Below are 24,898 nucleotides of genomic sequence, written 5' to 3'. Positions count from 1 at the left end.
CCGTGCTTCGCTCACCGCGCCTGCGCCTGCTGACGGGCTTCCCAGGCAGCCAGGGCCTGGCGGTAGCGGCTCAGCTCCTCGGCATACAGGTCGTGCACGCACAGCGGGCAGCCGCTCTCGCAGCACTCGTTGGGCGCTGGCGCCTGCGGCGGTTGCGGGCGTGGATCGGCGGCGGAAGCGGCGAGCTCGTGCATGCGGCCATTGTAGCGTGCGTGATCCAACCTCCCCGACGCGGCGCACCGCAGCGCACTGGCCCATCAACGGCCCAGCCGACGACGCAGGTTGGCGCGCGCCGCAGCATCGGCGTTGGCATGGAAATACGCGCTGAGAAAGATGCGCGGACGCTTGAGCAGGCCGGCCAGGAAACGCCGCCGGTTCAGCCGGAACAGCACCGCAGGCACATGCCCCCGGTATTCGTCGGCGATTGCGCGGTCGTAGGCATCGAAGATCTCGGCCGGCGCCGCCAGAATCGCCATGTCGCAATCCAGAAACAGCGCCGCCTCTTCGTCGACATCGTTCGGTTGCAGCTGGCCATGCCGTGCAGTGAGCAGGATCAGTGCCTGCACGCGCGCGAGGTCCACTTCGGCCTGTGGCCACCAGCGCGGGATGCACTCCAGTGCCCAGGCCGCCGATTGCGCTTCGTTGTCGCTGCGCCCGGGGTGGTACACCGCATCGTGGAACAGCACCGCCAGCCAGACTTCGACCGGCCGCTGCCAGCCCGGCCCGGTAGCGACCTCGGCATAGTGCTGCAGCAGTGCGCGCACGTGGCCGAAGTGATGATAGGCGCGCGCAGGCGTGGCATAGGCCTGCTCCAGTGCGGCCAGGTGGTCTGCATGCAACGGCAGCGGTGTGGTGATGTCCATGCACGCAGGCTAGCGCGTACGCGCCGGTCTGCCCATGGCGCGACGGTTCAGTGCAGCGACCAGCGCCCTTCGATCTGGTAGCGCGACTGTCCCAGGAAACTGCGCACCAATGCGAATTCGCGCACTGTCCAGGCCAGTGCCTGGCAACGTCGCTGCGGCAGTGCCTGATTGCAATACAGCAGGGTCATGTGCGGCGTGTACTGCCCATCGCCGGCAATGCCCACATGCGCCAGCTGCCGCCCCAGTGCTCCCTGCAACTCGTACAGCCCGCGCACCCGCTCTTCGCCGCGCAACACGCAGGGCAATTGCGAACGTCGCCCACCGAAGGTGCCAACGCGGTCGAACTCCACATCGAAGGCCGGCAGCGCGATGCGTTCGGCGGCCTGGCTGGCCCGGCTGACCAGCGACGGCGGCAATCCGCCCGCGTAATCGCCCAGGTGATGCAAGGTCACGTGCAGCCGCTCGCGCCCCAGCAGCTTTCCATCCACCAGCCCTGCCTGCAGCAACCCATTGGCGATGTCGGTTGCGCGGTCTGCGGTGTGCGCATCTGCCATCACCGCAAAGAACAGCCGCTCGGTGGTCTTCTCCTCGCCCAGGCCCAGCGACAACTGCGCCTCGGCCGATGACAGATAGAGAAACTGCTGTTTCATGAGGGTGTCCACGACCGCCTGCGCGGGCCTGGCTGAAGAAGGGCGGCGGATACTAGCAGACCCGGTGCCTGCCGAATACGCCGCATCCGCATGCATCTGTGTGGAACACGCCACACTCGTGGAACAGCACATGGTGAAGAACGCAGCGCGACCACGTTACACACCGCACAAAAAGAAACGGGCAGCTTGCGCCACCCGTCTCCCGCCTGTATCGATTCATCCCGGAACTGCATCGAGGTGATGCACTACGGGTCTGCAGCCACGTCAGGCCGCGTTCTTCATCGCGTGCTTGCGGTTGCGCATCACGTCATGGCAGGCACGCACTTCCGGCAGCAAACGCAGTGCGGCGTCGCGTGCGGCAGCCGGGGTGTCCTGGTCGGCGATGGTTTCATCGAATGCCTTCAGCAGACGATCTTCGGACTCTTCCAGTTCGGCCACGTAGCCGTACTTGGTATCGCCCAGCGTTGCACGGACCTTGCCGTAGAACTGCTGCATGCTGCCGACCATGGTGCCATGCTTCTCCGGCGTACCACCCACCGATGCCACTACGCTGCTCAGATTGCTGACGATGTCGCTCTTGACGCCGGCAATACGGCGGAACAGCGTCGCAAGTTCGGCATCGCCCACCTTGGCAGCGGCTTCTTCGTAGAAGTCCTTGCCGTCGCGGGAAATGGCGATGAGGTCGTTGAGGCTGTGCTCGGTCTTGCTCTGGATGCTCATGTGTCGCTCCTGGTTGCATGGGCCGCGCGGCGCGGTGATGCGTTGCGCTGGCTTTCGGGATGGCGCAATCGATGCGTTGATTGCGGTGCCTTGGCGTTGTGTACGGCTCCATGCTGGCGATGCCCGCATAATCGGCATGTGAGCGAGACGACCTGCGTCCTCACACCGTCGTGCGGCCGATGAATCGCGATTCATCGATGCCAATACCGCATCAACGCGCCTTCGGTTGTCGGCTGGCCCACATGTTGTCGATCAGATTCGGGTATGGGCGCCCAGCCTCCTCTGCTCGCCGCCTGGCCGCGGCCTTCTGCGCTTCGGTCAACGGCGTGGACGCCTTGCGCCCGGGGCTTGGACGCTTCCATGGCGGTGGAGTGAAGTCGGTCATGACGGTTCGGTCCGCTTGCTGGCAAGCACGCAGTCTCGATGGCGTGTCGTGAGGTGACCGTGGATGAGACATGGCCGCGCACGACAGCGGCATCGGTGTTGGCAGGATCTGGACAACCGGCACCGGCACGACCTGCACCGGTGCAGTCGGCACGGCGCTGTGCGCGCGTCTGAACTCAGCGGGCGCATGGCCGCCCTGGCCGGTGACTGGCACCGCTGCAGTAACAACGCAGGCAACAGCAAATCACCGCGCCCGGCAGACATCGCCTGCACGCACGCGCGATGTTCGAACACAGCGATATCAGAGACGTCGTGTTACCCGCCAGGGGTGAACCGACACCGGTTCACCTCAATAGCTGGCCAGCGCGCTGCGCTGACGCTGCTCCTGCCACACCGCTGCCGCATAGATCAGCAGGCCACCCAGCGCTGTGGCAGCGCCCACATAACCGGTGGACGTCCAGCCCCAGCCCGCGGTGATGGCCATGCCGCCCAGCCACGGCCCCAGCGCATTGGCGGTATTGAACGCCGCGTGGTTGGACGCCGCCGCCAGGGTCTGCGCTTCGGCGGCCACATCCATCAGGCGGGTCTGCAATGCAGGCGCCAGGGCGCCCATGGTGCCCACCGCGACGATGGAGACGAATACCCACAGCCCCGAATGCGCGGCCAACGGAAACGTCAGCATCACCACGATCGACCACCCCAGCAGCACCGGCACCGCGCGAAACTGCAGGCGATCGAACAGCCAACCGCCCAGGATGCTGCCAAGCACGCCGCCCACGCCGAAGGCCGCCATCGCCAGGGGGATGCGCGCCGGCTCCACGCCGGTCACTGCCGTCAGCGTTGGCGCCAGATAACTGAAGACGCAGAACATGCCGGAAAACCCCACCGCACCGATCCCCAGCGCCAACCACACCTGCGGCCGGTTGAACGCACGCAGTTCGCGCAGCGGCTGCTGGCGGGGCTCGTCCGGCGCGGGCGGCAACAAGGCAGCCACCGCCGCGACCGTGCCCAATGCGATCACCGACACCGACGCGTACGCCCAGCGCCAGCTGACGATCTGCCCCAGCCAGGTCGCCAGCGGATTGCCCACCAGCAACGCCACGCTCAAGCCCAGCAGCACGCGTCCCACCGCCGTTGCGCGCTGATTGGGCGGGCTGATCGATGCGGCCACCAACGAGGCGACGCCGAAATACGCGCCATGCGGCAGTCCAGCGATGAAGCGGCATAGCAACATCGTGTGATAGCTCGGCGCCAACGCGCTGGCGAGGTTGCCGAGCGCGTAGAACACCATCAGCAGCAGCAACAAGGTGCGCCGTGGCCAACGCGCGCCCAGGATCGCCAGCAATGGCGCACCGACCACCACGCCGAGCGCGTAGGCACTAATGACATGGCCTACCTGCGGCTCGCTGATCTGCAGGCCCCGCGCAATCTGCGTCATCAGGCCCATCGTGGAAAATTCGCTGATGCCGATCGCAAAGCCGCCCATCGCCAGCGCCAGCAGGATCAGCACGTAATCGCGCCGAGGCACGCGCGGGGCGGAAGGATCGATATCGGACATGCCCGACTCCAGATTGACGGGGCGGCTTATTATTGTGCAATGCAGCAACACAGGAAAGGCCGGTGTTCCGGGCGATTCAGCCCACGCTCCTTGTCCGTCAAGGTTTCGCTCGCCTCAGTGCGCCAGGAGACGCTGTGTCCCATCGGCGTCGCTCGAATCCGCTTGGGTCCGCCACCATCGCTGTGGAGCACCGCGATCGGCGCGGTGCCGCGCCTTGCGTGTGGTCCAACTCGACTGGTTGCTGATGTCCACATCCACTGATTCCCCACTGTTTTCCCCGGTGCGCCTGGGCGCGCTGGATCTTGCCAACCGCGTAATCATGGCGCCGCTGACGCGTAACCGCGCCGGCGCCGGGCAGGTGCCGTCGCCACTGGCCGCCGAATACTACGGCCAGCGCGCCACCGCCGGCCTGATCGTCGCCGAGGGCACCCAGATCAGCCCGCTCGGCCAGGGCTACCTGGACACGCCGGGCATCCACAGCACCGAACAGGTTGCTGGCTGGCGCGCTGTCACCGATGAAGTGCATCGCCGTGGCGGCAAGATCGTGTTGCAGCTCTGGCATGTCGGCCGCGTCTCGCACACCAGCGTGCTGCCGCCGGGCGAAGTGCCGGTCGCGCCCAGCGCGATCCGTGCAGAGGGCAAGACCTACACCAAGAACGGCTTCGAGGATGTTTCCGAGCCGCGCGCACTGGCGCTGGACGAAATCCCCGCGCTGATCGAGGACTACCGCATCGCCGCGCGCAATGCGATCGAGGCCGGTTTCGATGGCGTGGAAGTGCATGCGGCCAACGGCTACCTGCTCGACCAGTTCCTGCGCGATGGCTCCAACCAGCGCACCGATGCCTACGGCGGCGATATCGAAAACCGCACCCGCCTGCTCGCCGAAGTGGTGCAGGCCATTGCCGACGAGATCGGTGCCGAGCGCACCGGCGTGCGCCTGTCGCCGGTCACCCCGGTGTACGGCGCACACGACTCCGACCCGCAGCCGCTGTTCGAACGTGCAGTGGAGCGGCTGAACCTGATCGGCGGCTTGGCATTCGTGCACGTGATCGAGGGGGCAACCGGCGGCGCACGCGACAACATCGCCTTCGACTACGCTGCACTGCGCGCAAAGTTCGATGGCGCCTGGATTGCCAACAACGGCTACGACCGTGCGATGTCCGAGCGTGCCCTCAGCAGCGGCTATGCCGATGCCATCGCCTATGGCCGTCCGTTCATTGCCAACCCGGATCTGGTGCGTCGCCTGCGCGAACACGCCCCGCTGGCCGAGGTGGATCAATCCACCCTCTATGGCGGCGGCGCCAAGGGCTATACCGACTACCCGGCGCTACCGTAAGCAAGCATCACGCCGGCATGCCCGCTCGTCGTTGCCCTGCGGCGGCGATCGGGCTGCGCCTGTGACCGCCCACGCGCACTGCCGGAATTCCTGCAAGCCGCACGCTGCATGTCGGGCGTCGCCTCCGGGACACGGCGGCGACGCCTCGGGGGCAGCGGCGACGGCGTGACGATCTGCCGCCGCTGCGCTGGCGTTTGCAAGCGCAACGCAGCCGGCACATGATGCAGCTATCTCATTGGCCAAGGATGTGCATGATGCGTACGCCCACCGCGACTGTGCTTGGCATCGCGTTGTCCTGCTGTTGCGCGCTCGCTGCATCCGCAGAGCCCGCGCGCCCCGCCGCGCCCGATGCCAGTTGCCTGGATGCGCGCCAGGTCTCGGAGTTCCATCAAGCCGATGCGCGCACGCTGGCGGTGGCCGAACGCGATGGTCGCCTGTTCCGCCTGCAGCTGGCGCAGGACTGCCCGCAGCTCGGCGCACAGGCCGATGCGAACCTGCTCGCACCACACGGTTGGGCCTGCAACGGGGCGCCGGCATACGCCAGCGCCGGACAGCAGCGCTGCGCCGTTGCCCAGGTTGCTGCGATCGATGCACGCGACTTCGCCGACCTGGCGCGTCGCCGCAATCATGGCGAGGTGCCGACCCTGGAAGGCGTGAGCGTGCGCGAGGCACGGCGGCGCAACTTCGCCGGCTCATCCAGCTACTGCTTTCATCCCAGCCTGCTGCGTGCCTGGTCGGAGGATGCGCAGGGGCTGGTGGTGGAAGTCTCCCCGCGCCATCCCGGCACGCATCGCCACTACCGGGTGGAGCTGATGGACAGTTGCAACGAACTGAGCGGCGCCCCGCCGATCCGCTTCGTGTCCGGCATGGGCTTGAACGCGATCTGCGGCAATCCCGGCGACAAGGTCGACGTGCTGGACGAGATCGGCATTGCCGGCGCAAGCGCCGGTGCCGGCCACGAGGGAGACCTGGGCACGACGCGTGGCGGCCGGCTCTCACGCATGCGCCAGAGCTGCCTGGTGGCAGCGGTGTACCCGCGCGACTGAGCGCGGCTACCACACCGCGGCGAGCGATCGTCAGGTGGATGCGGATGGCGCGAAGGAGCCGGAGTGTACGCGTGCTACATGCCGTACCGGGCACCGGCCGCGCCCGCCTGGCGGTGAGCACGGTAGTTTCGTAGCTGCTCCAAGTATCGGCATACGTTCTTGGCTGGGCGGGCCTGGCGCGTTGCGCATGGCATCTGATCTTGCGGCACGTCCTGTGTGCAGTTCGCCGCGCCAGTGCGGCGCCCCGCGGCGCGGATCACTGCGCGCCGCGATCAACGCGATCGACTGGGTGCACGGAAGCCGCAGCGCGCATGCCAGTCCCGACCAAGCACCTCACATGCGCGACTGGACGCCGTCATGCCACCAGCAAGCGGTCAAGCCTTGCGCAGGAAGCAGGTCTTCAGTACCAGTCCCTTGATCTTTTCCGAGTTGCCCTCGATATGCTCGGCATCGTCTTCGACCAGGCGGATATTGCGGATCACCGTGCCCTGCTTGAGCGGAATCGACGAGCCCTTGACCTTGAGATCCTTGATCACCGTCACCGTGTCGCCGGCCTGCAGCGCATTGCCGTTGCTGTCGCGTACCACGGTGGCGCTTGCGGCAGGCTCCCCCTCACTCCACTCGAAACCGCAGTCCGCGCAGACCGACAGCGCACCGTCGGCATAGGTGTTGTCCTGGCCGCATTGCGGGCAGGCGGAAACGGTAGACATGCGAGTCCTTGATCGAAGCGGGCGTGGATTGTAGCTGCCAGCGCTGCGATCACGTAGCGGGCACGGCTGCAGCGCGATAGTGCGGCGCTTGCCGAAGACTGCAGGCCGCCTGTGTCCCACCCCTCAGACCCCTCCGCACAAGCCGCATCCTCGCGCGCCGGCCTGCCCGATGCCGCGGCAACGGCCGCAGGGACGAGCGTTAGGCCGGAAAACACCAAGGGCTCGCATCTGGTGGTCTACGTCGCACTGGCCGGCAACCTGGCCATTGCGGTGGCCAAGTTCATCGCTGCCGGCATCTCCGGCAGCTCGGCCATGCTCAGCGAGGGCGTGCATTCGCTGGTGGACACCGTCAACGAAGTGCTGCTGCTTCATGGCCTGCGTCGTGCGGCGCGCGCGCCCACACCTACCCATCCGTTCGGCTACGGGCGCGAGCTGTACTTCTGGAGCTTCATCGTGGCGCTGCTGGTGTTTGCGATGGGCGCCGGCGTATCGCTGTACGAAGGCATCGTGCATCTACGCCATCCCGAGCCAGCCAAGAATCACCTGATCGCCTACGGCGTGCTCGGCGTGTCCATCGTGTTCGAAGGCATCTCCTGGGTGGTGGCATTGCGCGAGTTCCGCGCCAAGAAGGGCCGCATGGGTTACTTCGAGGCGTTTCGCAAGAGCAAGGACCCCAGCACCTTCACCGTGCTGCTGGAAGACAGCGCCGCACTGATCGGCTTGTTCATGGCCCTGCTCGGCCTTGCCGGCGCACACCTATTGGACATGCCGCAGCTCGACGGCATTGCCTCGATCGGCATCGCAGGCGTGCTCGCCTTCACCGCCTTCCTGCTGGCACGCGAAACCAAGGGCTTGCTGATCGGCGAACCTGCGCATGCGCATGTCAGCGCGTCACTGTTGCGCATTGCTGCCAGCGACCCGGACGTACGCGCCGCCAATGGCGTGCTGACCATGCAGATGGGTCCCAACCAGGTGGTGGCCGCGCTGAGTGCCGAATTCGAGGATACCCGCAGCACGCCGGAAATCGAAGCCTGCGTCGCACGTATCGAAGCGGCGGCCAAGCGCCAGCATCCGGAGATCACCGCCTTGTTCGTCAAGCCGCAGACGCCGGAAACCTGGCGCGCGCGACGCACCCAGATCGAACGTGGCGCGCAGGCAGACTGAGCGCCATCCACACGCATGCAATGTAAAACTGGCAGGCGCGCTTGCGCGTTTCTGCAGAATCTGCAGGATCCACGTTGCCTGTTGTGGGCGTGGCATCGAGTCGCACCAGCGCGCCGGATCGCAGCCGGCACGCGACGCCATGCGTGATGACCACTCACGCCGGTACACCTGTCTGTCTTGCGCGCACGGCGCATGTGCAGCGCCGTTCGGCAGTGCCGCCGACAGGCGCGTTTCCACCAACCTGATCCTCGGCCCAATAGCCCCTCCGGCAGCGGTTGCATGATGCAGCCCGATTGCCTACGGTGTGCCTGCGGCATCTCTTCGCATCGTGAATCCGCCGATGCACTCCCCTTGATCCCCCTCATGGAGGTTTCCAATGGAAATCAGCCAGGGTCGCGTTGCGACCATCCATTACACCCTTTCCGACGACAGCGGCCAGGTACTGGACCGTTCCACCCCGGACACGCCGCTGAGCTACCTGCATGGTGCCGGCAATATCGTCCCTGGCCTGGAGCAGGCCCTGGACGGCAGGCAGGTCGGCGATACCCTCACTGCCGATGTCGCCCCGGAACAAGGCTATGGCCCACGCCACGAGCAGCTGGTCCAGCACGTGCCGCGCGATGCCTTCCCGACCGATGTGGACGTGGTGCCGGGCGTCCAGTTCGAGGCACGCACCCAACAGGGGCCGGTGCTGGTCACCGTGACCGAGGTCGGTCCCAAGCAGGTCACCGTGGACGGCAACCACCCGCTCGCCGGGCAGACCCTGCATTTCGCAGTGGAAGTGGTGCAAGTGCGCGAAGCCACCACCGAGGAGTTGAACCAGGGCCACGTCGACGACATCGCCGCCTGAGGCCAGCTTCCGCCTGCCTTGAGGCACATGGCAGTGTCGCCCCGTGTATCGTCCAGGCACGTTGTCCAGGCACGTCGTCCAGGCACACCGGCCTGGACGGCAGCTGCAGCCGCCGTAGTAAAGTGCGCGGCCCGTTCCCAGGCAGCTGCACATGAAACTCGGCATCGACTTCGGTACCAGCAACTCCGCCGCCGCGGCAATCGTCGATGGCAAGGTGGAGCCGGTGCGCTTCGGCGAGGCCTTGCAGTTCCGCACCACGGTGTACTTTCCCGAGACCATGCGCGACCCGGAGGATTTCAGCCTGACGCCGGCGCTGGAGTACGAGATGGAGCGCCTGATCGATTCCGCGCGTCGCGACGCCACCGCCGCCGGGCGCTCCTCCAATGCCGACAGCCTTCGCCGCGACGCGTTGCGTATCGTGCGTCGCCAATGGATGGAGCAGCAGGTGCGCGAGCCGCGGAGTTCGGCCGCATTGCTGCAGAACGCGGTCTACGGCGACGAGGCGCTGGACGCCTACTTTCTCGAAGGCGAAGGCAATCTGGTGCAGAGCCCCAAATCGATGCTGGGCTATAACCTGCACCCGCGTGCGCGCCAGACCATTACCGGCATCGCCACGCACGTGCTGGAACATATCCGCCTCACCGCCTCGCGTCAGTTCGACATCAATATCCGCGAAGCCGTGCTCGGTCGTCCGGTGCAGTTTCGCAGTTCGATCGGCGATGCCGGCAACGCGCAGGCGCTGGAGATCCTGCAGACCGCCGCCATTGCCGCCGGTTTCGACAGCGTGGAGTTTCTCGAAGAACCCGCTGCGGCGGCAATGCATTACCACGTCAGCCACAACAGCCGCCACGACACCGTGGTGGTGGATATCGGCGGCGGCACCACCGATATCGCGCATGCCAGCGTCGGCGGCAGCGCCGCACCGCAGGTGCATCGCGCCTGGGGCATCGCGCGCGGCGGCACCGATATCGATCTGGCGCTCAGCCTTGCAAGCTACATGCCGCTGTTCGGCCGCGGCAGCACCCGCGTGCCGGCGCACCATTACGTGGAAGCGGCGATGGTGCAGGACATGACGCGCCAGCGCGAATTCCGCCTGCACGACTACCGGGACGCCCCGGCCCCGTTCGATACGCGCCTGAAAGCGCTGCAGGACACCGGCAATACCGCGCGCCTGTACCGCAACGTGGAGGCCTGCAAGATCGCGCTCAGCGAAACCGACCAGCACCACACGGCGCTGGATTTCATCGAACGCGGACTACAGGTGGACGTCCAGGCCGATGCGCTCGTTGCGTCCGCTTCCAGCTACCTACGCGAGCTGGAAGCGCTGCTGGCACAGGTCCGTGCCGACATGGCCGCGCCGCCGGCCACCGTGTTCCTAACCGGCGGCATGTCGCGCGCCGGCTATCTGCGCGACGCGGTGGCGGCCGCTTTCCCGGAGTCGCGCATGGTGCAGGGCGATCCATCGTTCGGAGTCGTGCAAGGCCTGGCCTGGGCTGCGGCAGGCGGCGCCCGTCCATCGGACGGTTAACACAAGTCGCAGGTCAGCTCGTATAATGCACGGTTGCTGCCTGACGCCCCGCCGTCATGCCTGCAAGGCACGCCCGCCGTGCCGCCGCGATTGCGCACCGAACGCGATCGCACTTCTCGACACCGCTTCACGCGCGCGCCACCCTTGCCGCACGCGGTGTCATTGCACTTCCCCGCTACAGGAGGCCACATGGCACGTCCCGCGACCAAGCAGAAATCCCAGCCCAGCATCGCTCGCAGCGAAGGCAAGTCGCAGCCGCTCAGTCGTGAGCGTATCGCTGCCGACATCGCCGCGTTCCGCAAGACCGGCGGCCGGATCGAAGTGCTCACCACCAACTTCGGCCCCGCGCGCAACGATGGCGACAAGATCGGCTGAGCGGCAAACCACTGCCGTCAGCGCCCGCCTTGCGGCGAGCAGACCGGCAGTTGCCTGCAAGGGTTGCCTTGAAGTGTTTCACCGACGTGCCACCGCAAGGTGGCACGTTTGTTTTCAGGCCAGGGTGCCGTCGCTCAATTGCCGTAGTCGATGCGCACCGAGCCCGAGTGCGACTCCAGCTTGATGTCGCCATTGCCGCCCCCCAGCGTGGTGCGCAGGCGCTTGCCGGGGCCATACTCGGGGCGCTCGACCTTGCCGACCACCGAGCGGATATCGCCGCTGAACACGTCCACGTCCAGCGCTGCCGACACATTGCGCGGCACGCCCAGCGTGATCGTGCCGCTGACGCTTTCTGCAGAAATGCTGCCGCCCGGCGCCAGCCCGGCCACTGTCAATGCGGTCGCGCCCGACACGCTTTCGGCGCGCAATTGCGACACCTGGCCGGCGCCGATGCGGATCTGCCCGGACACCGATTCGACCGACACCACGCCGCTTGCGCCGGCCTGTGCGTCGATCCCTCCGCTGACCGTCCCCAGGGTCACCCGCGCACTGTTCACCGTGCTGCGCAGCTGCCCGCTGACCGTTTCCAGTTGCGTTTCCCTGGCGCGCCCGCTGGCGACCACATCGCCACTGACCGACTTGAGCTGCAGGGTCGCCAGGTCGACCTGATCCACGTCGACCGACGCACTGACCGCATCCACCTGCAACAAGGCGCCGCGCGGCACGCGCAACTCCAGCTGCGCTCCCTGGCCGTTGCGGCCGTGGCGCGGGTAGATCACCTCGAACTGCAGCCGGTTCGAGCTTGCATCCACATCCAGCCGCTGGCCCTCTCCCAAGGTCCCGGTCAGCGTCACTTCGTCGCGGTCCCAGCCGCGCACGCGGATCTTGCCGGCAATGTTTTCCAGTTCCACGCGCCCTCCGCGTGCCAACGGATGACTCTGATTCACGGCGGTCTGCGCCGCCGCCGGCGCAGCGCAGAACGCGGCCAACAGCAGCAGGGAAACGGTGGCGTAGCGCATGGGCATGCTCCTCAGCTCGGGAAGGACGCCTCGCCCTGCGAGGCGAGACGGGTCAACTGCAGCCGCTTGGCGTAGGTACGCTGCAACTGCGACAACAAAAACGCCGACCGCGGGCTCTGCGCGATGGCGGCATGAATACTGCGGGCGCTGCGATCCAGCTCGTCCAGTGCCGGCCGCAGCGCTGCCGGCGCCTGCTGCAGCGGAAATTCCGCCATGGCCTGCTGGTATTGCCCAGCCATCGCCTGCGCCTGCAGCACCAGCGCCGGCTGTGCGGGCGGCGGCGCCGGCCGGTGGATGCCGGGCACGACTGCGATCAAGGCCACCGCCGCGGCCAGGGCGACGCCCAGCGCAGGCATTGCCCAGCCCCGCCTGCGCTGCGGCCGCAGCGCTGCGGCGCCGGGCTGCGGCCCCAACGCGGGGGCGATGCGCTCCCACACCTGCGCAGGTGGCAGGCGCTGCTGCGGCAAAGCCTGCAGGCGCGCGCGCAATGCAGCGTCCGCGGCCTGGTTGTGGTCATGCGGATCAGGGGTCATGCGGGTTCTCCCAACCGCGCGCGCAGCAGGCCGCGCGCACGATGCAGTTGTGCCTTGGAACTGCCGACCGCCATCTGCAGCTGGTCGGCAATCTCCTGGTGTTTCCAGCCTTCGATATCGTGCAGCACCAGCACTGCACGGGCGCGCGGCGGCAGGGTTTCCAGCGCCCGTTCCAGATCCATGCGGGTCGACTGGCACCGCGCAGCGTCGGGCACCGCCGCCAGGATGTCGCCATCGGCATCGTCGACGACGGGGTTGCCGGAGGCCGCGTGCGCACGCAGCTCCATCAGCGCGGTATTGACGGCCAAACGGTGCAGCCAGGTGCCCAGCGCACTCTGGAAACGGAACTGCGGCAGGGCCTTCCACGCGGCGATGAAGGTCTCCTGCAACACGTCGTCGGCGCGCGCGGCGTTGCCGCCACACAGCCGCCAGACCAGCGCATACAACCGCGGCGAATGCCGGCGATAGATCGCCTCGTAAGCCGCGCGCTCTCCTGCCGCCGCCGCACGCGCCAAGGCTGCGTCGTCGCGGTCGACAGGGGTGGCGCCAGGCGGTGGTCGGTCGATGGGCACGGAGGTGTCGAGCATAGCCAGTTGGATGTGCCTGACGGCGCAAAGGTTTAAACCTCGGCAGATTTTTTTGCACCCGCGCCTCAGGTGCACAGTGCCGCTGCAGGATTGGAGTGGTGTTGCATCGATCCCGTGCCCGCCCCGCCGCACCCGCTGGAGCGCCATGCAGATTGCGCTCTAAACCTTTTCGGCGGTCGGCGCATCCAAGTCTGCAACGGCGCTACTGCGCCGCGTGCTGACTGCCGCTTTCCCTGCTGGCAGCGCCTGGTCCACGCTGGAGATCGTCATGTCGCACCTGCTCGGTCTGGTTCTGGCCTTGTGCTCCCCCAGCCACTGCACATCTGCCCTGCTCCTGGATGCGGTACAGCTCACGCTGACATCCACCCGGGTTGAACTGTGCCTGCGGCGCACAGCATTGCCGCAGCCCTCCTGCATTGGCGCGGAGGGTCCAGCTGCATGGATGCCGGTCCGTTCCGTCGAGCAGACCTGGCAGCGCTTGGTCAGGCTGGCCGACCCAGGCCGGCGCCGTCAGCGATGACCCGCAAGGCCGATCGTCGCGCTTCCCTGTCGCCAGCGCACATCGCGGCGTGATCGCCGACATGGCCGCGGTGCAGGCGAGATCCCCACATCGACGCTGCATGCGGCGACCGCGCCGGGGTTGAAGAACCAGGCACACGGACTGTTGGCCCATACGTACCGTGCGCACATGGACAAACCGGCGAACAACGCTACGTTGCAAGCTCACCTGGGCATATTGGTCACGCACGTTGCAACGCCACGAGTCCGCCGATATCGGCAGACATCTCGCCAAGCCGGGCGAGCGCGCATCACCCCGTGCTCCTGGCGATCGAATCTCGCGCGTTACAATGGGCGCCTGTTCCGCTTTGCCATGCAGTGATGTCCGCGTCCGATGCCTTGCCCGCCATGATCCGCAGCCTGCTGCCACACTGGAACCCGCAATGGCTGGCGGTCGCGGTGCCAACGATCAAGATCGTCCTGATCCTCGCGGTCGCCGCATTGACCCGGTTGCTGTTGCGCCAGCTGCTGCGGCGCATCTGCACCCATTACAACGTCCCGGCGGAGATCACGATCGGTATCCGCCGTGTCGGCAGCTTCGTCATTTCGTTCAGCGCGGTCCTGATTGCGCTGCACGTGCTCGGCGTCTCGACCGCCGTGCTGTGGACGGCCTTCACCAGCTTCGCAGCCGTTGGCGCGGTCGCGTTCTTCGCCGCGTGGAGCGTGCTGTCCAACATCTTCTGCACGTTCCTGATCATCACCACCCGCCCATTCCGGCTGCACGACCATATCGAATTGCTCGAAGGGGGCGACAAGCCGGGCCTGAAGGGACGCGTGATCGATATCAACGTGATCTACACGACGCTGGAAGAAACCGGCGACCATGCCGGCAGCGTGCTGCAGGTGCCCAACAGCCTATTCTTCCAGCGCACCACGCGTCGCTGGCGCGAGAGCAGCGGCCTCAACGCGGGCTGACACCTGGGCGACTAGCGCGGCGGGCACGCCACGCGGCCAAGCGTGCCCGCCGCATGCCTTGGTCGCAGGCACTCGCCCTGCTTGGCCTGCTCAACACATGCGACAGGACATGCAGTCTGCAAGCCGACGGACAGGCACCAGCCTGGTCAGCGCAGCTGACTGTCCTTGCTGCCACGGCGGTTGAAGCCGCTCTGCGCACCGTGCTCCCGGTCGTGGACTTCCTGGCAGCTCACGCACAGATGCACGCCCGGCACGGCCTTGCGGCGCGCCTCGGGGATCGGTGCGTCGCAGTCCTCGCAGTGGCTCAGGCTCGGCCCCTGGTGCAACTGGCTCCGCGCGCGCTTGATTGCATCCTCGACGGTGGCATCGATCTGGTCCTGCACCGCCCCATCACCCGCCCATCCGGTCGCCATGGTGGTTTCACCCTTGCTGGTCAGGCTATCGATATGGTCATTGGCGCAGGCAAATCCAAGCCGCGTGTGCACAGTGCCCTCAAACTAGGTGCTCTAACATCCGGTCATCCGCACCTACGAGGGATCTGCAATGGAACAACCCGTCCACCCGTTCTCGGAACTGTTCGCCCAGCTTGGCCTGCCGTCGGACGAGGCGAGTATTCGCCATTTCATCGCCGAGCACTCGCCGCTGCCGGGCGAGATGCGCCTGGAGGAGGCGCCGTTCTGGACACCGGCACAGGCGCAGTTGTTGCGTGAAGAGCGTCTCGACGATGCCGACTGGATCGTGACCATCGACCAGCTCAACATCGCGCTGCATACCACGGCCGACAACACCGGCGTCTGACGGCAGGTCGGAGCACAGCCTGTGGCTACCGACTACGGTTGCGGCCGCCTGCGGCACCGCGGCCGGACAGGCAGGTGTAAAAAAAAGAGCGGCCCTTGGCCGCTCTCTGGCTGCATGGGACTCGTCGAGAGAGGCCTTGGCAACAAATGCGAGCCGCCTCAGGTCACCTTCCTGGCGATCGTCATCCCCAGCACGAACAGCACGATGGCGATGATGATGCCGGCCCAGAACAGGAACTTGGCAATCCCCATCGCGGCGCCCGCCATTCCACCAAATCCGAGCGCACCGGCGATCAGTCCGATGATGGCGAAGATAATGGCCCACTTGATCATGTTGTTGTCTCCTGGTTCGACACAGTGCAATCGTGTGTCTGCGGCACAGCGCCGCAAAACATGCGCTGCACGCTACCCATCCGGATGTGCCGCGTTCGTGAATCCGCATGACACACGCTGGCACACGTCCGTCACCCCGGTCTGACGCAGCAGTACGAGCCCGCCTGCGCGTCGCCACATCACTGCAACCGTGCTGCCGTTCCACACTGATCCGATAGCGCCCGCTTTTGACCCTGCGCTGCGCTGACGAATGACGCTCCACGCACAAGCCGACCGCCTGCCACCTCACGAGGTCTTTTGCAGCCGTCATGGCCGCCTCCACAGCCCATATTCCCGGCGTCGCTTTGGGGGTCCACTGCTGGCGCGGCGCCAGCGCAACAGTCGCCAGCCCTGCCCGCATCGGCGATCATGCGGTTCTCGCCGCACCCGATCGCCATGGACACTCTTCGCTATCTCGCCGGTTACCCACCCGCTGTCCTGGATCAGGTGCGCGAACTGATCGCGCAGGACAAGCTTGCCGCAGTACTGGCACGGCGCTACCCCGAGCGGCACACCATCCGCACCGATCGCCACCTGTACGACTACGTCAAGGCCATGAAGGAGCGCTACATGCGCTCCTCGCCGACCTTGCACAAGGCCGTCTACGACAATCACCTGCAGGTAGTGAAGCACGCATTGGGCACGCACACCGCAATCTCGCGCGTCCACGGCAGCCGGCTCAAGGCCAGCCGCGAGATCCGTATCGCCGCGGTGTTTCGCGACGCGCCCGAACCCTTCCTGCACATGATCGTGGCCCACGAGCTGGCGCACCTGAAAGAGGCCGATCACAACAAGGCCTTCTACCAACTGTGCAACCACATGCGTCCGGATTACCACCAGCTGGAATTCGACCTGCGCCTGTACCTGACCCACCTGGCACTTCAGGCAGGCAACTGATCGCGCAGCACGGAGCCAGGGCTTAGGATGCACTCATGCATGCCCCCTCACTCGACAGCCTTCTGCTTGCCGCACAAAGCCGACAACCTGCGGCCATGAATGCCCTGGCACAGGCACTGATACGCAGCGGCCAGGCAGAGGAGTCCCTTGCCTGGTATCTGCGCAGTGCAGCCACTGGCGATGCCACCGCGCAGATCGAGGCAGGCCGCCTGCTGGCGTACGGCATCGGCTGCACGGTGGATGTCGCGCAGGCGCGGACGCATTGGCAAACTGCCGAACGCGGCGGCGCCGTGGCAGCGGGGTATCTGCTGGCGACGCTGGCGGTAGGCACTAGCCCGGTGGAGCTGGAAGCACGGGAACTGGCGCGCCTGCACGCGGCAGCGGCGGCTGGCTATCCACCGGCCCTGCGTGCGCTGGCGATCCAGCATGGCCGGATCGATGATCCACAGCAGCAACAGCGCTGCGTCGGCCTGCTGGAACACGCCGCATCGCTCGGGGACGTGCCTGCGGCGGTCCTGCTTGCCGAGCGCCTGGCGCGCGGCGAAGGCGTGCCTCGGCAGCCGGATGCCGCAGCCCACCTGCTGCTGCAGCTGCAGCCGCTGGGCATTGCGGCGCTTCCCGATCTGGACATCGCGCCTCCCGAAACCGCCGATGGCAGCGAAGCCAGCAGGTTACGTTTCACCCCGCACCGCTTGCCGACATCGCGCCACCAGCGGCCGATGATCGAGGAACACTCGGCCGTGCTGTCGGCCGACGAGTGCCGGTTGTTGATCCTGCTGGCACGCCCGCATCTACGCGCCTCCCAGGTGCTGGACCCCAATGATGCGAGCGCGCACCACACACCGGTTCGCACCAGCCGCGGCGCCACGCTCGATCCGGTTCTGGAAGATTTTGCCGCGCGTGCGGCGCAGGCACGGCTGGCCGCGTGCGCCCGGCTGCCACTGACCCACGCCGAACCGCTGTCGGTGCTGTGCTATGCACCCGGCGAGCACTATCGCGCACATCGCGACTACCTGCCGGCAGGCAAGGTGGCGGCCGATCGCCCCGCTGCCGGCAATCGTCTGCGCACTGCCTGCGTCTATCTCAATGCGGTCGAAGCGGGCGGCCAGACCGATTTTCCGATCGCAGGGATCCGCGTACAGCCGCGTGCCGGCTCGGTGGTGTGCTTCGACAATCTCCACCCCGACGGCCGCCCCGATCCGGATTCGCTCCACGCCGGCCTGCCAGTTGCGGCCGGGAGCAAGTGGTTGGGGACGCTGTGGTTTCGGCAGCAGCGCTATCGGGATTGGTGAACAGATTCATATACAACCCCCTGTCGACGTGGTTTAAAATGTTGCAGCGCGACGTGACCGGACTGGATCTGCAAACGTTGCGTTTTTTGTTTCCCATTGCACGGGTGCAGACCCGGCCTCAGGGAAGGCACATCACGCAGCCCCGCGGAGCCTTCGATGCTTTTCGAAACCCTCGACACCACCGGCCACGAGCAGGTGATCTTCTGTCACAACCGCGACGCCGGCCTGAAAGCGATCATCGCGCTGCACAGCACGCGGCTCGGGCCCGCGCTGGGCGGCGTGCGCATGCGCCCCTACCCCGACAGCGAGGCGGCGCTTGACGACGCGCTGCGGCTGAGCCGCACCATGACCTACAAGAACGCGCTGGCCGGCCTGAATGTCGGCGGCGGCAAGGCGGTGATCATCGGCGAACCCAAGACCGACAAGAGCGAGGCGCTGTTCCGCGCATTCGGCCGGTTCGTGGACACCCTTGGCGGGCGCTACATCACCTCAGAAGACGTCGGCACCGACGTCAACGACATGGAGCAGATCTACCTGGAGAGCGAGTACGTCACCGGCGTGCACCAGGTGCACCGCGGCTCCGGCGACCCTGCTCCCTTCACCGCCTATGGCGCGCTGCAGGCGCTGATGGCCTCGCTCAACCGCAAGCTCGGCCATGAGGAAGTGGGCAAGGCCAGCATCGCGATCCAGGGCCTGGGCCACATCGGCATGGAATTGGTGAAACTGCTCAAGGAACGTGGCGCGAAACTGTATGTGGCCGACCTGAACCAGGCACTGGTCGACCGCGCCGTCGCCGAATACGGCGCCGAGGCCGTGCGCCCGGACGAGATCCATCAGGTGGCGGCCGACGTGTTCGCTCCCTGCGCACTGGAGGGGGCCATCAACGAACAGACCCTGCCGCAACTCAAGGCCAGGATCATCTGCGGCACCGCCAATAATCAGCTTGCCAGCGCCGTCATCGGCGAGGAACTGCACCGGCGCGGCATCCTGTACGCGCCCGATTACGTGGTCAATGCCGGCGGGGTGATGAATGTCTCGCTGGAGATCGACGGCTACAACCGCGAACGCGCCATGCGCCTGATCCGCAGCATCTACCACAACCTGGAAAAGGTCTTCGACCTGTCGGCGCAGCAGGACATCTCGCCGCAGGTGGCGGCCGATCGGATCGCCGAAACCCGCATCGAGGCGATCAGCAAACTCAAGCTGCCGCTGGGTCGTACCGCGCCGCGCTTCCTGCACAAACTACGCGGCGAGTAACTGGAAACAGACGGATCGGGCGCAACGAGCAGCGCAGTCTGTGATTGCCGCTGAAAACGCCGCGCCCGGGCATCGCGCCCGGGCGTCATGGGCGCCGATCAGAAATCGGCGCTGTACTTCAGGCTCAGCGCGCGATCGTCGCCGCGCTCGCCCACCCGCTGGTCGTAACCGAAACGCAGCTGGCTCTGCTGCCCCAGCGGCGTGGACGCGGCAATCCCGAACAGCCCGCCCGAACGCGCCGGCTGCATGTCACGCAACGGCGCCCAAGCATCCACACCGATGAAGCTGGCATCCAGCATCAGGCCCTGGCTGCTCAACGCCTGCTGCCATTCGGCATAACCACCGAGTTGCAGGCCACGCCAGCGGTAGGCCGATCGCACGCCTGTCAGCACCTGGGTGCGCGATGAGGTACTTGCATCGGCACGCAGACCGAAGCCGTCGCCACCGCTTTCGCGGAAGCCTTCGCTGCGCAGGCGCACATGGTCCAGCCCGATGTATGGCGTCAGCGAGGCGGCTGCATATCCCCAGCGGTAGCCGGCTTCCAGGTTGCTGCTGAGATAACTGCCGCTGTAATCGCTGAAGGCGCTGCTGCGGTCTTCGCCCAATTGCAGATTCCGTTCGATCTGCCTGTTGACGTTGCCAAACCCCAGCTGCCCGAGCGTATAGGCCGACCCCAGCGTGGTGCCCCAATACAGCTGTGCCTGCACCTGCCGATCGCGGCCACGTGCACCGTCCAGGTCGCCCAGGCTATTGGAGCGCGTTTCGCCGAACGCAAAACCGGTGACTGCGCCCGATGCCAGACGCAGGTCATTGCCCATCATCCAGCCGGAGGTGGCGAATCCGGTAGTGGTCACTCCGCCCTCGCCCGGGCCGCCCAGCGCGCGCTGCCAGGTGCCGAGCAGGCGCGGCTGCTGCGACAGGCCATCGAAATGCGAGGCCAGCGCACGCCGCCCCAGATCGATGGTGTCGAAGGTCATTGCCGCCGATGCCGCATGCGCACGCCCCGACAGGCTGCGCAGCGAGTCCGCTGCGGTCTTGGCATCGGGTGATTGCTGCAACGCCGCCGCTGCACGAATGAAGCTGCCGCTGATCACGCCACTGCCTTGCAGCTGTTGCGCATCCACCTGCTGAAACGCCTGCTCCACCCGAACGGCAGACTCCATCGCTGCCGTCCCCACTGCACCGAGCGAGGTGGCGACCGCAGTGACATCCATGCGCTGCAGCGACACGAACGCGGTGTTGGCGTCGTAGCTCAGCGTGGCGTTGAGGAAGGTCACGGCCGGGCCGCTGCTGGTCGTCGCAAACGTGCCCTGCAAACCGTTGGTCGCCTGCAACACCGGATAGGTGGTGTTGTTGACGACATAGCTGCGCCGGCCAAGCAGTTGCAGATCACCGGCGATGCTCGCGGTGCCGCTCACGCTCAGGCGATCGCCGACAGTCAGTGCCAGGCGCCCATTGCCGTCCTGGGTGTAGTTGCCGTTGACCGAGAGCACTGCGCTGTCGACCTGCAGCGTGCCGGCATTGTCCACCCGTCCGCCGATCCTGCCAGCGCCGATCAGGCTCGCTCCATTGGCGATACCCACCCGTGCACTCTGCAGGCTGGCGGTCTGCAAGGTGCCGCCAAGTACCTGCGTGTCGCCGGTGAAGGTATTGGCCGCGCTGCCCAATACCAGCGTGCCGCTCCCACGCTTGATCAGGCCACCGGTGCCACTGATGTCGTTGGCCCAAGTCGAACGCAAGGTGTTCACGTTGACGTCCACCGTGCCCCAGTCGAACCGTGCCGGCCCCAGGACCGCCTTGCCCACATTGAGCAGGCCGTTGCCGAACACCGGATCGACACCTGCTGCGCCCAGATCGGTGGCCGTTCCCAGCAGCGTCTGGCGCACCAGATCGTTGTTGAAATACGGAAATGCCTGCCATACCAGCGCCGCTGCGCCGGAGACCAGCGGTGCGGCAAACGAGGTACCGCTGCCATAGAAATAACGGATGTTGCTGGCGGTGGCATCGGGGTCGATGAACATCGATGTCCCCGGCGCCACCAGGCAATAGCGCATCGCCACGCCGCAGGCGTTGGAGTAGGAGGCCAGCTGGGTGGGATTGGCGGTATCCAGCGCGCCGACGACCAGCCAGCCGCGCTCCAGGTCCGCTGCCGGCAAGGTGCCGTTGGGGCCCGGCTGACTCGGCAGCGCCGCAGTGTCGGAAGGCTGGGCACGCGCCTCGTTGCCCGCGGCAAATACCACCAGACCGTCGTTACCGGTGACGAAGGACCGATATTCCTGCGCGATCTGATTGGTGACCGATGCGTCGTTCCAGTACAGACCGCCCCAGGAATTATTCATGATGCGCACGCCGGCACCGATCAGGTCCGCATGCACCGGCCCCAACCCGAGCGGGCCATCCACCTCATTGCCTTGGCCGCTGCCATCATCCACCGGCGCCCGGTCATTGATGATGCGCGCAGACACCAGACCCGCTCCGGGCGCGATGCCGCCCGGCCATTGGGCCACCGCGCGTCCGGCAGCGAGCTCGGCGACGATGGTGCCATGCCCGACCACGTCGCCCACGGCAACGTTGTTGGTTCGCGGATCGACATAGATGAAGCTGTTGCTCACGCGCCCCTGCAACGCCGGATGAGTGGTGTTGATGCCGCTGTCGATGACCCCGATGCGATAGCCCGCACCGGTGAAGCCCAAGGCCTGCGCCGCACGTGCATTGGTCAGTGCCAGATGCGCATCGATCGCAGGCTCCGGCGCCGGCGCAGTGGCCGGCGGTGGCGGAGACGTAGGTGGCGGCGGCGGTGGAGGCGATGTCGGCGGCGGTGCGACCGGCGGCGTCGGACGGATGCCGCCCCCGCCACCACCCCCACCGCCGCCGCACGCGGTCAACGCCACGGCCAACGCCGAAGCCAGGACAGTCCTGGCGACATCCCCTTTTTTCATGCTCGCTCTCCCCCAATCCCATTCCATGGAACGGGCCCAACCCGGGCCCGACTATCCATTTTTATACTGTATGCCATGCACGTGCTCCAGCGCGGCGTGCGCTGGCGCGATCCGGCCATGAGGCAGATAATCGTTTCACTTTAAACGGTATCCACTCATGTCCGACATCGTCATCGTTGCTGCAAAACGCACCGCCATCGGCTCGTTCCTCGGCCAATTCAACGGAGTGCCGGCACCTGCCCTCGCCGCCGCCGCGATCGAAGGCGCGCTGGCGCAGTCCGGGGTCGCGCCGGCCGATGTCTCCGAGGTCATCGTCGGCTGCGTGCTGCCGGCCAATCTCGGCCAGGCGCCGGCGCGGCAGGCCGCCATCGCTGCCGGCATTCCGACCTCGACCGGCGCCACCACCATCAACAAGGTGTGCGGCTCGGGCATGAAGGCGATCATGTTCGGCCACGACCTGATCAAGGCCGGCTCGGCCAGCATCGTGGTCGCCGGCGGCATGGAGTCGATGAGCAACGCACCGCATCTGCTACCCAATTCGCGCACCGGCAATCGCTACGGCAATTTCCAGGCCGTGGACCACATGGCCTGGGATGGCCTGACCAACCCGTATGACGGCCAGGCCATGGGCGTGTTCGGCGAAGCCACTGCCGAAAAGTTCGGTTTCAGCCGCGCCGATCAGGATGCGTTCGCGATCGCCTCGGTCGAACGTGCACAGGCCGCGCAGCACAGCGGCGCATTCGCCGAAGAAATCGTTCCGTTCACGGTGACCACGCGCAAGGGCGAGACCATCGTCGATCGCGATGAGCAGCCCGGCAAATCCGATGTCGCCAAGATCCCGACCTTGAAGCCGGCCTTCAAGAAGGACGGGACCGTGACCGCGGCCAGTTCGTCGAGCATCTCCGACGGCGCCGCGATCACCGTGCTGATGAGTGCCGAGGACGCACAACGCCGTGGCGTGACCCCGCTGGCGCGCATCGTCGGCCATGTCACCCACTCGCAGGCGCCCGAATGGTTCACTACCGCGCCGGTGGCGGCCATCCAGTCGCTACTCGGCAAGATCGGCTGGCAACTGGACCAGGTGGACCTGTTCGAAATCAACGAAGCCTTCGCCGTGGTGGCGATGGCGCCGATCAAGGAACTGGGGATTTCGCACGACAAGGTCAACGTGCATGGCGGTGCCTGCGCGCTGGGCCACCCGATCGGTGCATCCGGTGCGCGATTGGTGGTGACATTGGTGAATGCGTTGCGCACGCGCGCAGGCAAGCGCGGGATCGCGACGCTGTGCATCGGTGGCGGCGAAGCGACCGCCATCGCTATCGAATTGATTTAACAGCCTTTAACGGCGATTTTGCAAAACTGAATGCGCGTGCGCTTGACACCCGTCTTGTGGCCGTCATCATGTCGGGGGCGCGCAATAGCGCGTTGCCTAATCTAACGACGAGGATTGAAACAATGACCATCAACAAGCTGCTGATCGCAATGGCTCTGGGCCTGGCCCTGACCGCTTGCTCGAAGCCGGAACAGGCTCAGGACGCTGCTGCTTCGGCTAACGAAGCTGCTGCCGACGCTCAGACCGCTGCCGACCAGGCTGCTGCCTCGGGCTCGCAGTCGGCTGACGCCGCTCAGGCTGCTGCCACCACCGCCGCTGCTTCGGCCGACACCGCTGCCGACGCTGCCCAGGCTGCTTCCGGCGCCGCGACCGACGCTGCTGCCGAGCAGGCTGCCGACGCTGCCAAGACGGCTGAAAACACCGCCGAAGCTGCTAAGGACACCGCTGAAGAAGCCAAGAAGTAATCACTTCTTCGCTTTAAGCGCGTTCGGAGAAAGCCGCTGGTTTCCAGCGGCTTTTTCTTTGCCTGTCATCCGGCTGGTCCTTTGCTGATCGATGGGGATGCGGCCTTGCGTCGCCACCGATTCTCCTGTGTGTCCTGCATTGGGGAGCAGGCTGCACCTTGACGCAGGCTGCATCGGCCCCTGCATAAGCTCGGCTCTCCACTACCGGAACAGGAACAGGACCACCTATGAAGACGATCCGCATGCTGTCGTTGAGCGCCATCGCTGCCCTCACGCTCGCCGCCTGCCAGGGACCTGACGCCGAGCAGGCGCGCCGCGACGCTGCCTCTGCCGCCAAGCACGCCGCAGCGGCCACCGAGCAGGCCGCCGACCGCGCGGCGATCCAGGCCAAGGAGGCCACTGCCGATGCCCGCGTTGCCGCCAACGAGCTGGCGGCCGATGCCAGCCGCGCCACCGCCAATGCCGCCGACGCTACCGCCGACAAGACCCGCGAGCTGGCCAACAAGGCCGAGCAGAATGCCGACAAGCACGACGCCGAGCATTCCCAGCACTGAGAGCAACCGACGCGGCTTGCACTCAGGCGCAAGGGTGCAGCCAGTGCCCGAAGGCGGGTGTGGGTATCGCCCGGGCACAGCCGTCAACCAGCCACCCACGCCTGACGAAGGACGGCTCGCCACGAGGCGCCAGCCACGTCCATCACCCTGCATCACTTCGTTTGCGCGCCGGCAATTTCGTGCCGGCGCGCACGTCT

Annotated in this window: 26 protein-coding genes and 1 other RNA gene; 14 read left to right on the top strand and 13 right to left on the bottom strand. The window is 66.4% G+C overall.

The annotated features are described in order from the left end of the window. Window positions 1–11: 11 nt before the first annotated feature. The 5 genes from XcodCFBP4690_RS03530 to XcodCFBP4690_RS03505 form a co-directional block, all read right to left on the bottom strand. Window positions 12–194, bottom strand: a complete 183-nt coding sequence (locus tag XcodCFBP4690_RS03530; RefSeq protein WP_064509190.1) for an oxidoreductase-like domain-containing protein — start codon at window positions 192–194, stop codon at window positions 12–14. A 63-nt stretch (window positions 195–257) separates the two neighbouring features. Further along, complete coding sequence (locus XcodCFBP4690_RS03525) at window positions 258–863, bottom strand: HD domain-containing protein (protein ID WP_104539657.1); 606 nt, start codon at window positions 861–863, stop codon at window positions 258–260. Window positions 864–910: 47 nt separating this feature from the next. Continuing rightward, window positions 911–1,513 (bottom strand): RNA 2',3'-cyclic phosphodiesterase, encoded by a 603-nt coding sequence (gene thpR, locus XcodCFBP4690_RS03520; protein WP_104539656.1) that lies wholly within the window; start codon window positions 1,511–1,513, stop codon window positions 911–913. Window positions 1,514–1,777: 264 nt separating this feature from the next. Further along, window positions 1,778–2,233, bottom strand: a complete 456-nt coding sequence (locus tag XcodCFBP4690_RS03515; protein WP_064509153.1) for a PA2169 family four-helix-bundle protein — start codon at window positions 2,231–2,233, stop codon at window positions 1,778–1,780. A 733-nt stretch (window positions 2,234–2,966) separates the two neighbouring features. Continuing rightward, window positions 2,967–4,175, bottom strand: a complete 1,209-nt coding sequence (locus XcodCFBP4690_RS03505) for an MFS transporter (protein WP_146091829.1) — start codon at window positions 4,173–4,175, stop codon at window positions 2,967–2,969. Between the two features lie 220 nt (window positions 4,176–4,395). Here XcodCFBP4690_RS03505 and XcodCFBP4690_RS03500 point away from each other — a divergent pair, with 220 nt between their 5' ends. Both XcodCFBP4690_RS03500 and XcodCFBP4690_RS23010 read left to right on the top strand, forming a co-directional pair. Then, window positions 4,396–5,511 (top strand): alkene reductase, encoded by a 1,116-nt coding sequence (locus tag XcodCFBP4690_RS03500; protein ID WP_146091833.1) that lies wholly within the window; start codon window positions 4,396–4,398, stop codon window positions 5,509–5,511. Between the two features lie 254 nt (window positions 5,512–5,765). After that, window positions 5,766–6,557, top strand: a complete 792-nt coding sequence (locus tag XcodCFBP4690_RS23010) for a hypothetical protein (RefSeq protein WP_244183569.1) — start codon at window positions 5,766–5,768, stop codon at window positions 6,555–6,557. Between the two features lie 4 nt (window positions 6,558–6,561). Here the strand turns inward: XcodCFBP4690_RS23010 and XcodCFBP4690_RS03490 are convergent. Together XcodCFBP4690_RS03490 and XcodCFBP4690_RS03485 are read right to left on the bottom strand one after the other, a co-directional pair. Next, window positions 6,562–6,637: non-coding RNA, sX9 sRNA (locus XcodCFBP4690_RS03490), on the bottom strand. A 294-nt stretch (window positions 6,638–6,931) separates the two neighbouring features. Beyond that, complete coding sequence (locus tag XcodCFBP4690_RS03485) at window positions 6,932–7,267, bottom strand: zinc ribbon domain-containing protein YjdM (protein ID WP_104539653.1); 336 nt, start codon at window positions 7,265–7,267, stop codon at window positions 6,932–6,934. Window positions 7,268–7,429: 162 nt separating this feature from the next. Between XcodCFBP4690_RS03485 and XcodCFBP4690_RS03480 the strand changes: the two genes are divergently transcribed. The 4 genes from XcodCFBP4690_RS03480 (at window position 7,430) to XcodCFBP4690_RS03465 (ending at window position 11,184) form a co-directional block, all read left to right on the top strand. Then, window positions 7,430–8,431: a cation diffusion facilitator family transporter gene (locus XcodCFBP4690_RS03480; protein WP_104539710.1), complete on the top strand. Its 1,002-nt coding sequence runs from the start codon at window positions 7,430–7,432 to the stop codon at window positions 8,429–8,431. Window positions 8,432–8,807: 376 nt separating this feature from the next. Continuing rightward, a complete protein-coding gene (locus XcodCFBP4690_RS03475; protein ID WP_104539652.1) occupies window positions 8,808–9,281 on the top strand; it encodes an FKBP-type peptidyl-prolyl cis-trans isomerase in 474 nt (157 codons plus the stop codon). A gap of 151 nt (window positions 9,282–9,432) precedes the next feature. Then, the gene (locus XcodCFBP4690_RS03470; RefSeq protein WP_104539651.1) at window positions 9,433–10,809 is read left to right on the top strand and encodes an Hsp70 family protein; all 1,377 of its coding nucleotides are present in this window, start codon (window positions 9,433–9,435) and stop codon (window positions 10,807–10,809) included. Between the two features lie 189 nt (window positions 10,810–10,998). Continuing rightward, window positions 10,999–11,184, top strand: coding sequence for a hypothetical protein (locus XcodCFBP4690_RS03465; protein WP_029221706.1), 186 nt, complete (start codon window positions 10,999–11,001; stop codon window positions 11,182–11,184). 134 nt (window positions 11,185–11,318) lie between these two features. Here the strand turns inward: XcodCFBP4690_RS03465 and XcodCFBP4690_RS03460 are convergent, their stop codons facing one another. The 3 genes from XcodCFBP4690_RS03460 to XcodCFBP4690_RS03450 are packed head-to-tail and all read right to left on the bottom strand — an operon-like array spanning window position 11,319 to window position 13,323. Next, a complete protein-coding gene (locus XcodCFBP4690_RS03460; protein WP_104539650.1) occupies window positions 11,319–12,203 on the bottom strand; it encodes a DUF4097 family beta strand repeat-containing protein in 885 nt (294 codons plus the stop codon). Between the two features lie 11 nt (window positions 12,204–12,214). After that, window positions 12,215–12,736, bottom strand: coding sequence for a hypothetical protein (locus XcodCFBP4690_RS03455; protein WP_104539649.1), 522 nt, complete (start codon window positions 12,734–12,736; stop codon window positions 12,215–12,217). Next, on the bottom strand, window positions 12,733–13,323 hold the full coding sequence (locus XcodCFBP4690_RS03450; RefSeq protein ID WP_104539648.1) for an RNA polymerase sigma factor: 591 nt from the start codon (window positions 13,321–13,323) through the stop codon (window positions 12,733–12,735). The genes XcodCFBP4690_RS03455 and XcodCFBP4690_RS03450 overlap by 4 nt, the downstream gene beginning before the upstream one ends. Window positions 13,324–14,202: 879 nt before the next feature. Here XcodCFBP4690_RS03450 and XcodCFBP4690_RS03440 point away from each other — a divergent pair. Further along, complete coding sequence (locus tag XcodCFBP4690_RS03440; RefSeq protein WP_146091832.1) at window positions 14,203–14,796, top strand: mechanosensitive ion channel family protein; 594 nt, start codon at window positions 14,203–14,205, stop codon at window positions 14,794–14,796. Window positions 14,797–14,942: 146 nt separating this feature from the next. Here the strand turns inward: XcodCFBP4690_RS03440 and XcodCFBP4690_RS03435 are convergent, their stop codons facing one another. Next, window positions 14,943–15,209, bottom strand: a complete 267-nt coding sequence (locus XcodCFBP4690_RS03435) for a DksA/TraR family C4-type zinc finger protein (protein ID WP_104539707.1) — start codon at window positions 15,207–15,209, stop codon at window positions 14,943–14,945. A 130-nt stretch (window positions 15,210–15,339) separates the two neighbouring features. Here XcodCFBP4690_RS03435 and XcodCFBP4690_RS03430 point away from each other — a divergent pair, with 130 nt between their 5' ends. Then, window positions 15,340–15,594: a DUF2789 domain-containing protein gene (locus tag XcodCFBP4690_RS03430; RefSeq protein WP_104539647.1), complete on the top strand. Its 255-nt coding sequence runs from the start codon at window positions 15,340–15,342 to the stop codon at window positions 15,592–15,594. 158 nt (window positions 15,595–15,752) lie between these two features. Here the strand turns inward: XcodCFBP4690_RS03430 and XcodCFBP4690_RS03425 are convergent, their stop codons facing one another. Continuing rightward, complete coding sequence (locus tag XcodCFBP4690_RS03425; protein ID WP_104539646.1) at window positions 15,753–15,926, bottom strand: DUF1328 domain-containing protein; 174 nt, start codon at window positions 15,924–15,926, stop codon at window positions 15,753–15,755. 408 nt (window positions 15,927–16,334) lie between these two features. Between XcodCFBP4690_RS03425 and XcodCFBP4690_RS03420 the strand changes: the two genes are divergently transcribed. From XcodCFBP4690_RS03420 to XcodCFBP4690_RS03410, 3 genes are all read left to right on the top strand, one after another. Beyond that, window positions 16,335–16,862: a M48 metallopeptidase family protein gene (locus XcodCFBP4690_RS03420; protein WP_146091827.1), complete on the top strand. Its 528-nt coding sequence runs from the start codon at window positions 16,335–16,337 to the stop codon at window positions 16,860–16,862. A gap of 35 nt (window positions 16,863–16,897) precedes the next feature. Beyond that, window positions 16,898–18,154 (top strand): 2OG-Fe(II) oxygenase, encoded by a 1,257-nt coding sequence (locus tag XcodCFBP4690_RS22335; RefSeq protein ID WP_146091826.1) that lies wholly within the window; start codon window positions 16,898–16,900, stop codon window positions 18,152–18,154. 156 nt (window positions 18,155–18,310) lie between these two features. Then, window positions 18,311–19,411: a Glu/Leu/Phe/Val dehydrogenase dimerization domain-containing protein gene (locus tag XcodCFBP4690_RS03410; RefSeq protein WP_104539645.1), complete on the top strand. Its 1,101-nt coding sequence runs from the start codon at window positions 18,311–18,313 to the stop codon at window positions 19,409–19,411. 98 nt (window positions 19,412–19,509) lie between these two features. Here XcodCFBP4690_RS03410 and XcodCFBP4690_RS03405 read toward each other — a convergent pair whose 3' ends face one another. Then, window positions 19,510–22,350: an autotransporter serine protease gene (locus XcodCFBP4690_RS03405; RefSeq protein ID WP_104539644.1), complete on the bottom strand. Its 2,841-nt coding sequence runs from the start codon at window positions 22,348–22,350 to the stop codon at window positions 19,510–19,512. A gap of 157 nt (window positions 22,351–22,507) precedes the next feature. Here XcodCFBP4690_RS03405 and XcodCFBP4690_RS03400 point away from each other — a divergent pair, with 157 nt between their 5' ends. The 3 genes from XcodCFBP4690_RS03400 (at window position 22,508) to XcodCFBP4690_RS03390 (ending at window position 24,701) form a co-directional block, all read left to right on the top strand. Continuing rightward, window positions 22,508–23,683 carry a thiolase family protein gene (locus XcodCFBP4690_RS03400; RefSeq protein ID WP_104539643.1) on the top strand — a complete coding sequence of 392 codons (1,176 nt, stop codon included), beginning with the start codon at window positions 22,508–22,510 and terminating at the stop codon, window positions 23,681–23,683. Between the two features lie 122 nt (window positions 23,684–23,805). Then, the gene (locus tag XcodCFBP4690_RS03395; RefSeq protein WP_029221720.1) at window positions 23,806–24,147 is read left to right on the top strand and encodes a hypothetical protein; all 342 of its coding nucleotides are present in this window, start codon (window positions 23,806–23,808) and stop codon (window positions 24,145–24,147) included. A gap of 227 nt (window positions 24,148–24,374) precedes the next feature. Then, a complete protein-coding gene (locus tag XcodCFBP4690_RS03390; protein ID WP_104539642.1) occupies window positions 24,375–24,701 on the top strand; it encodes an XAC1346 family secretion chaperone in 327 nt (108 codons plus the stop codon). The last annotated feature ends 197 nt before the right edge of the window (window positions 24,702–24,898 follow it).

It is taken from the genome of Xanthomonas codiaei (assembly GCF_002939785.1).
GTDB classification, from domain to species: Bacteria; Pseudomonadota; Gammaproteobacteria; order Xanthomonadales; family Xanthomonadaceae; genus Xanthomonas; species Xanthomonas codiaei.
Note: the sequence above shows the minus strand (reverse complement) of the source record. Positions and strands in the feature narration are given on the sequence as shown.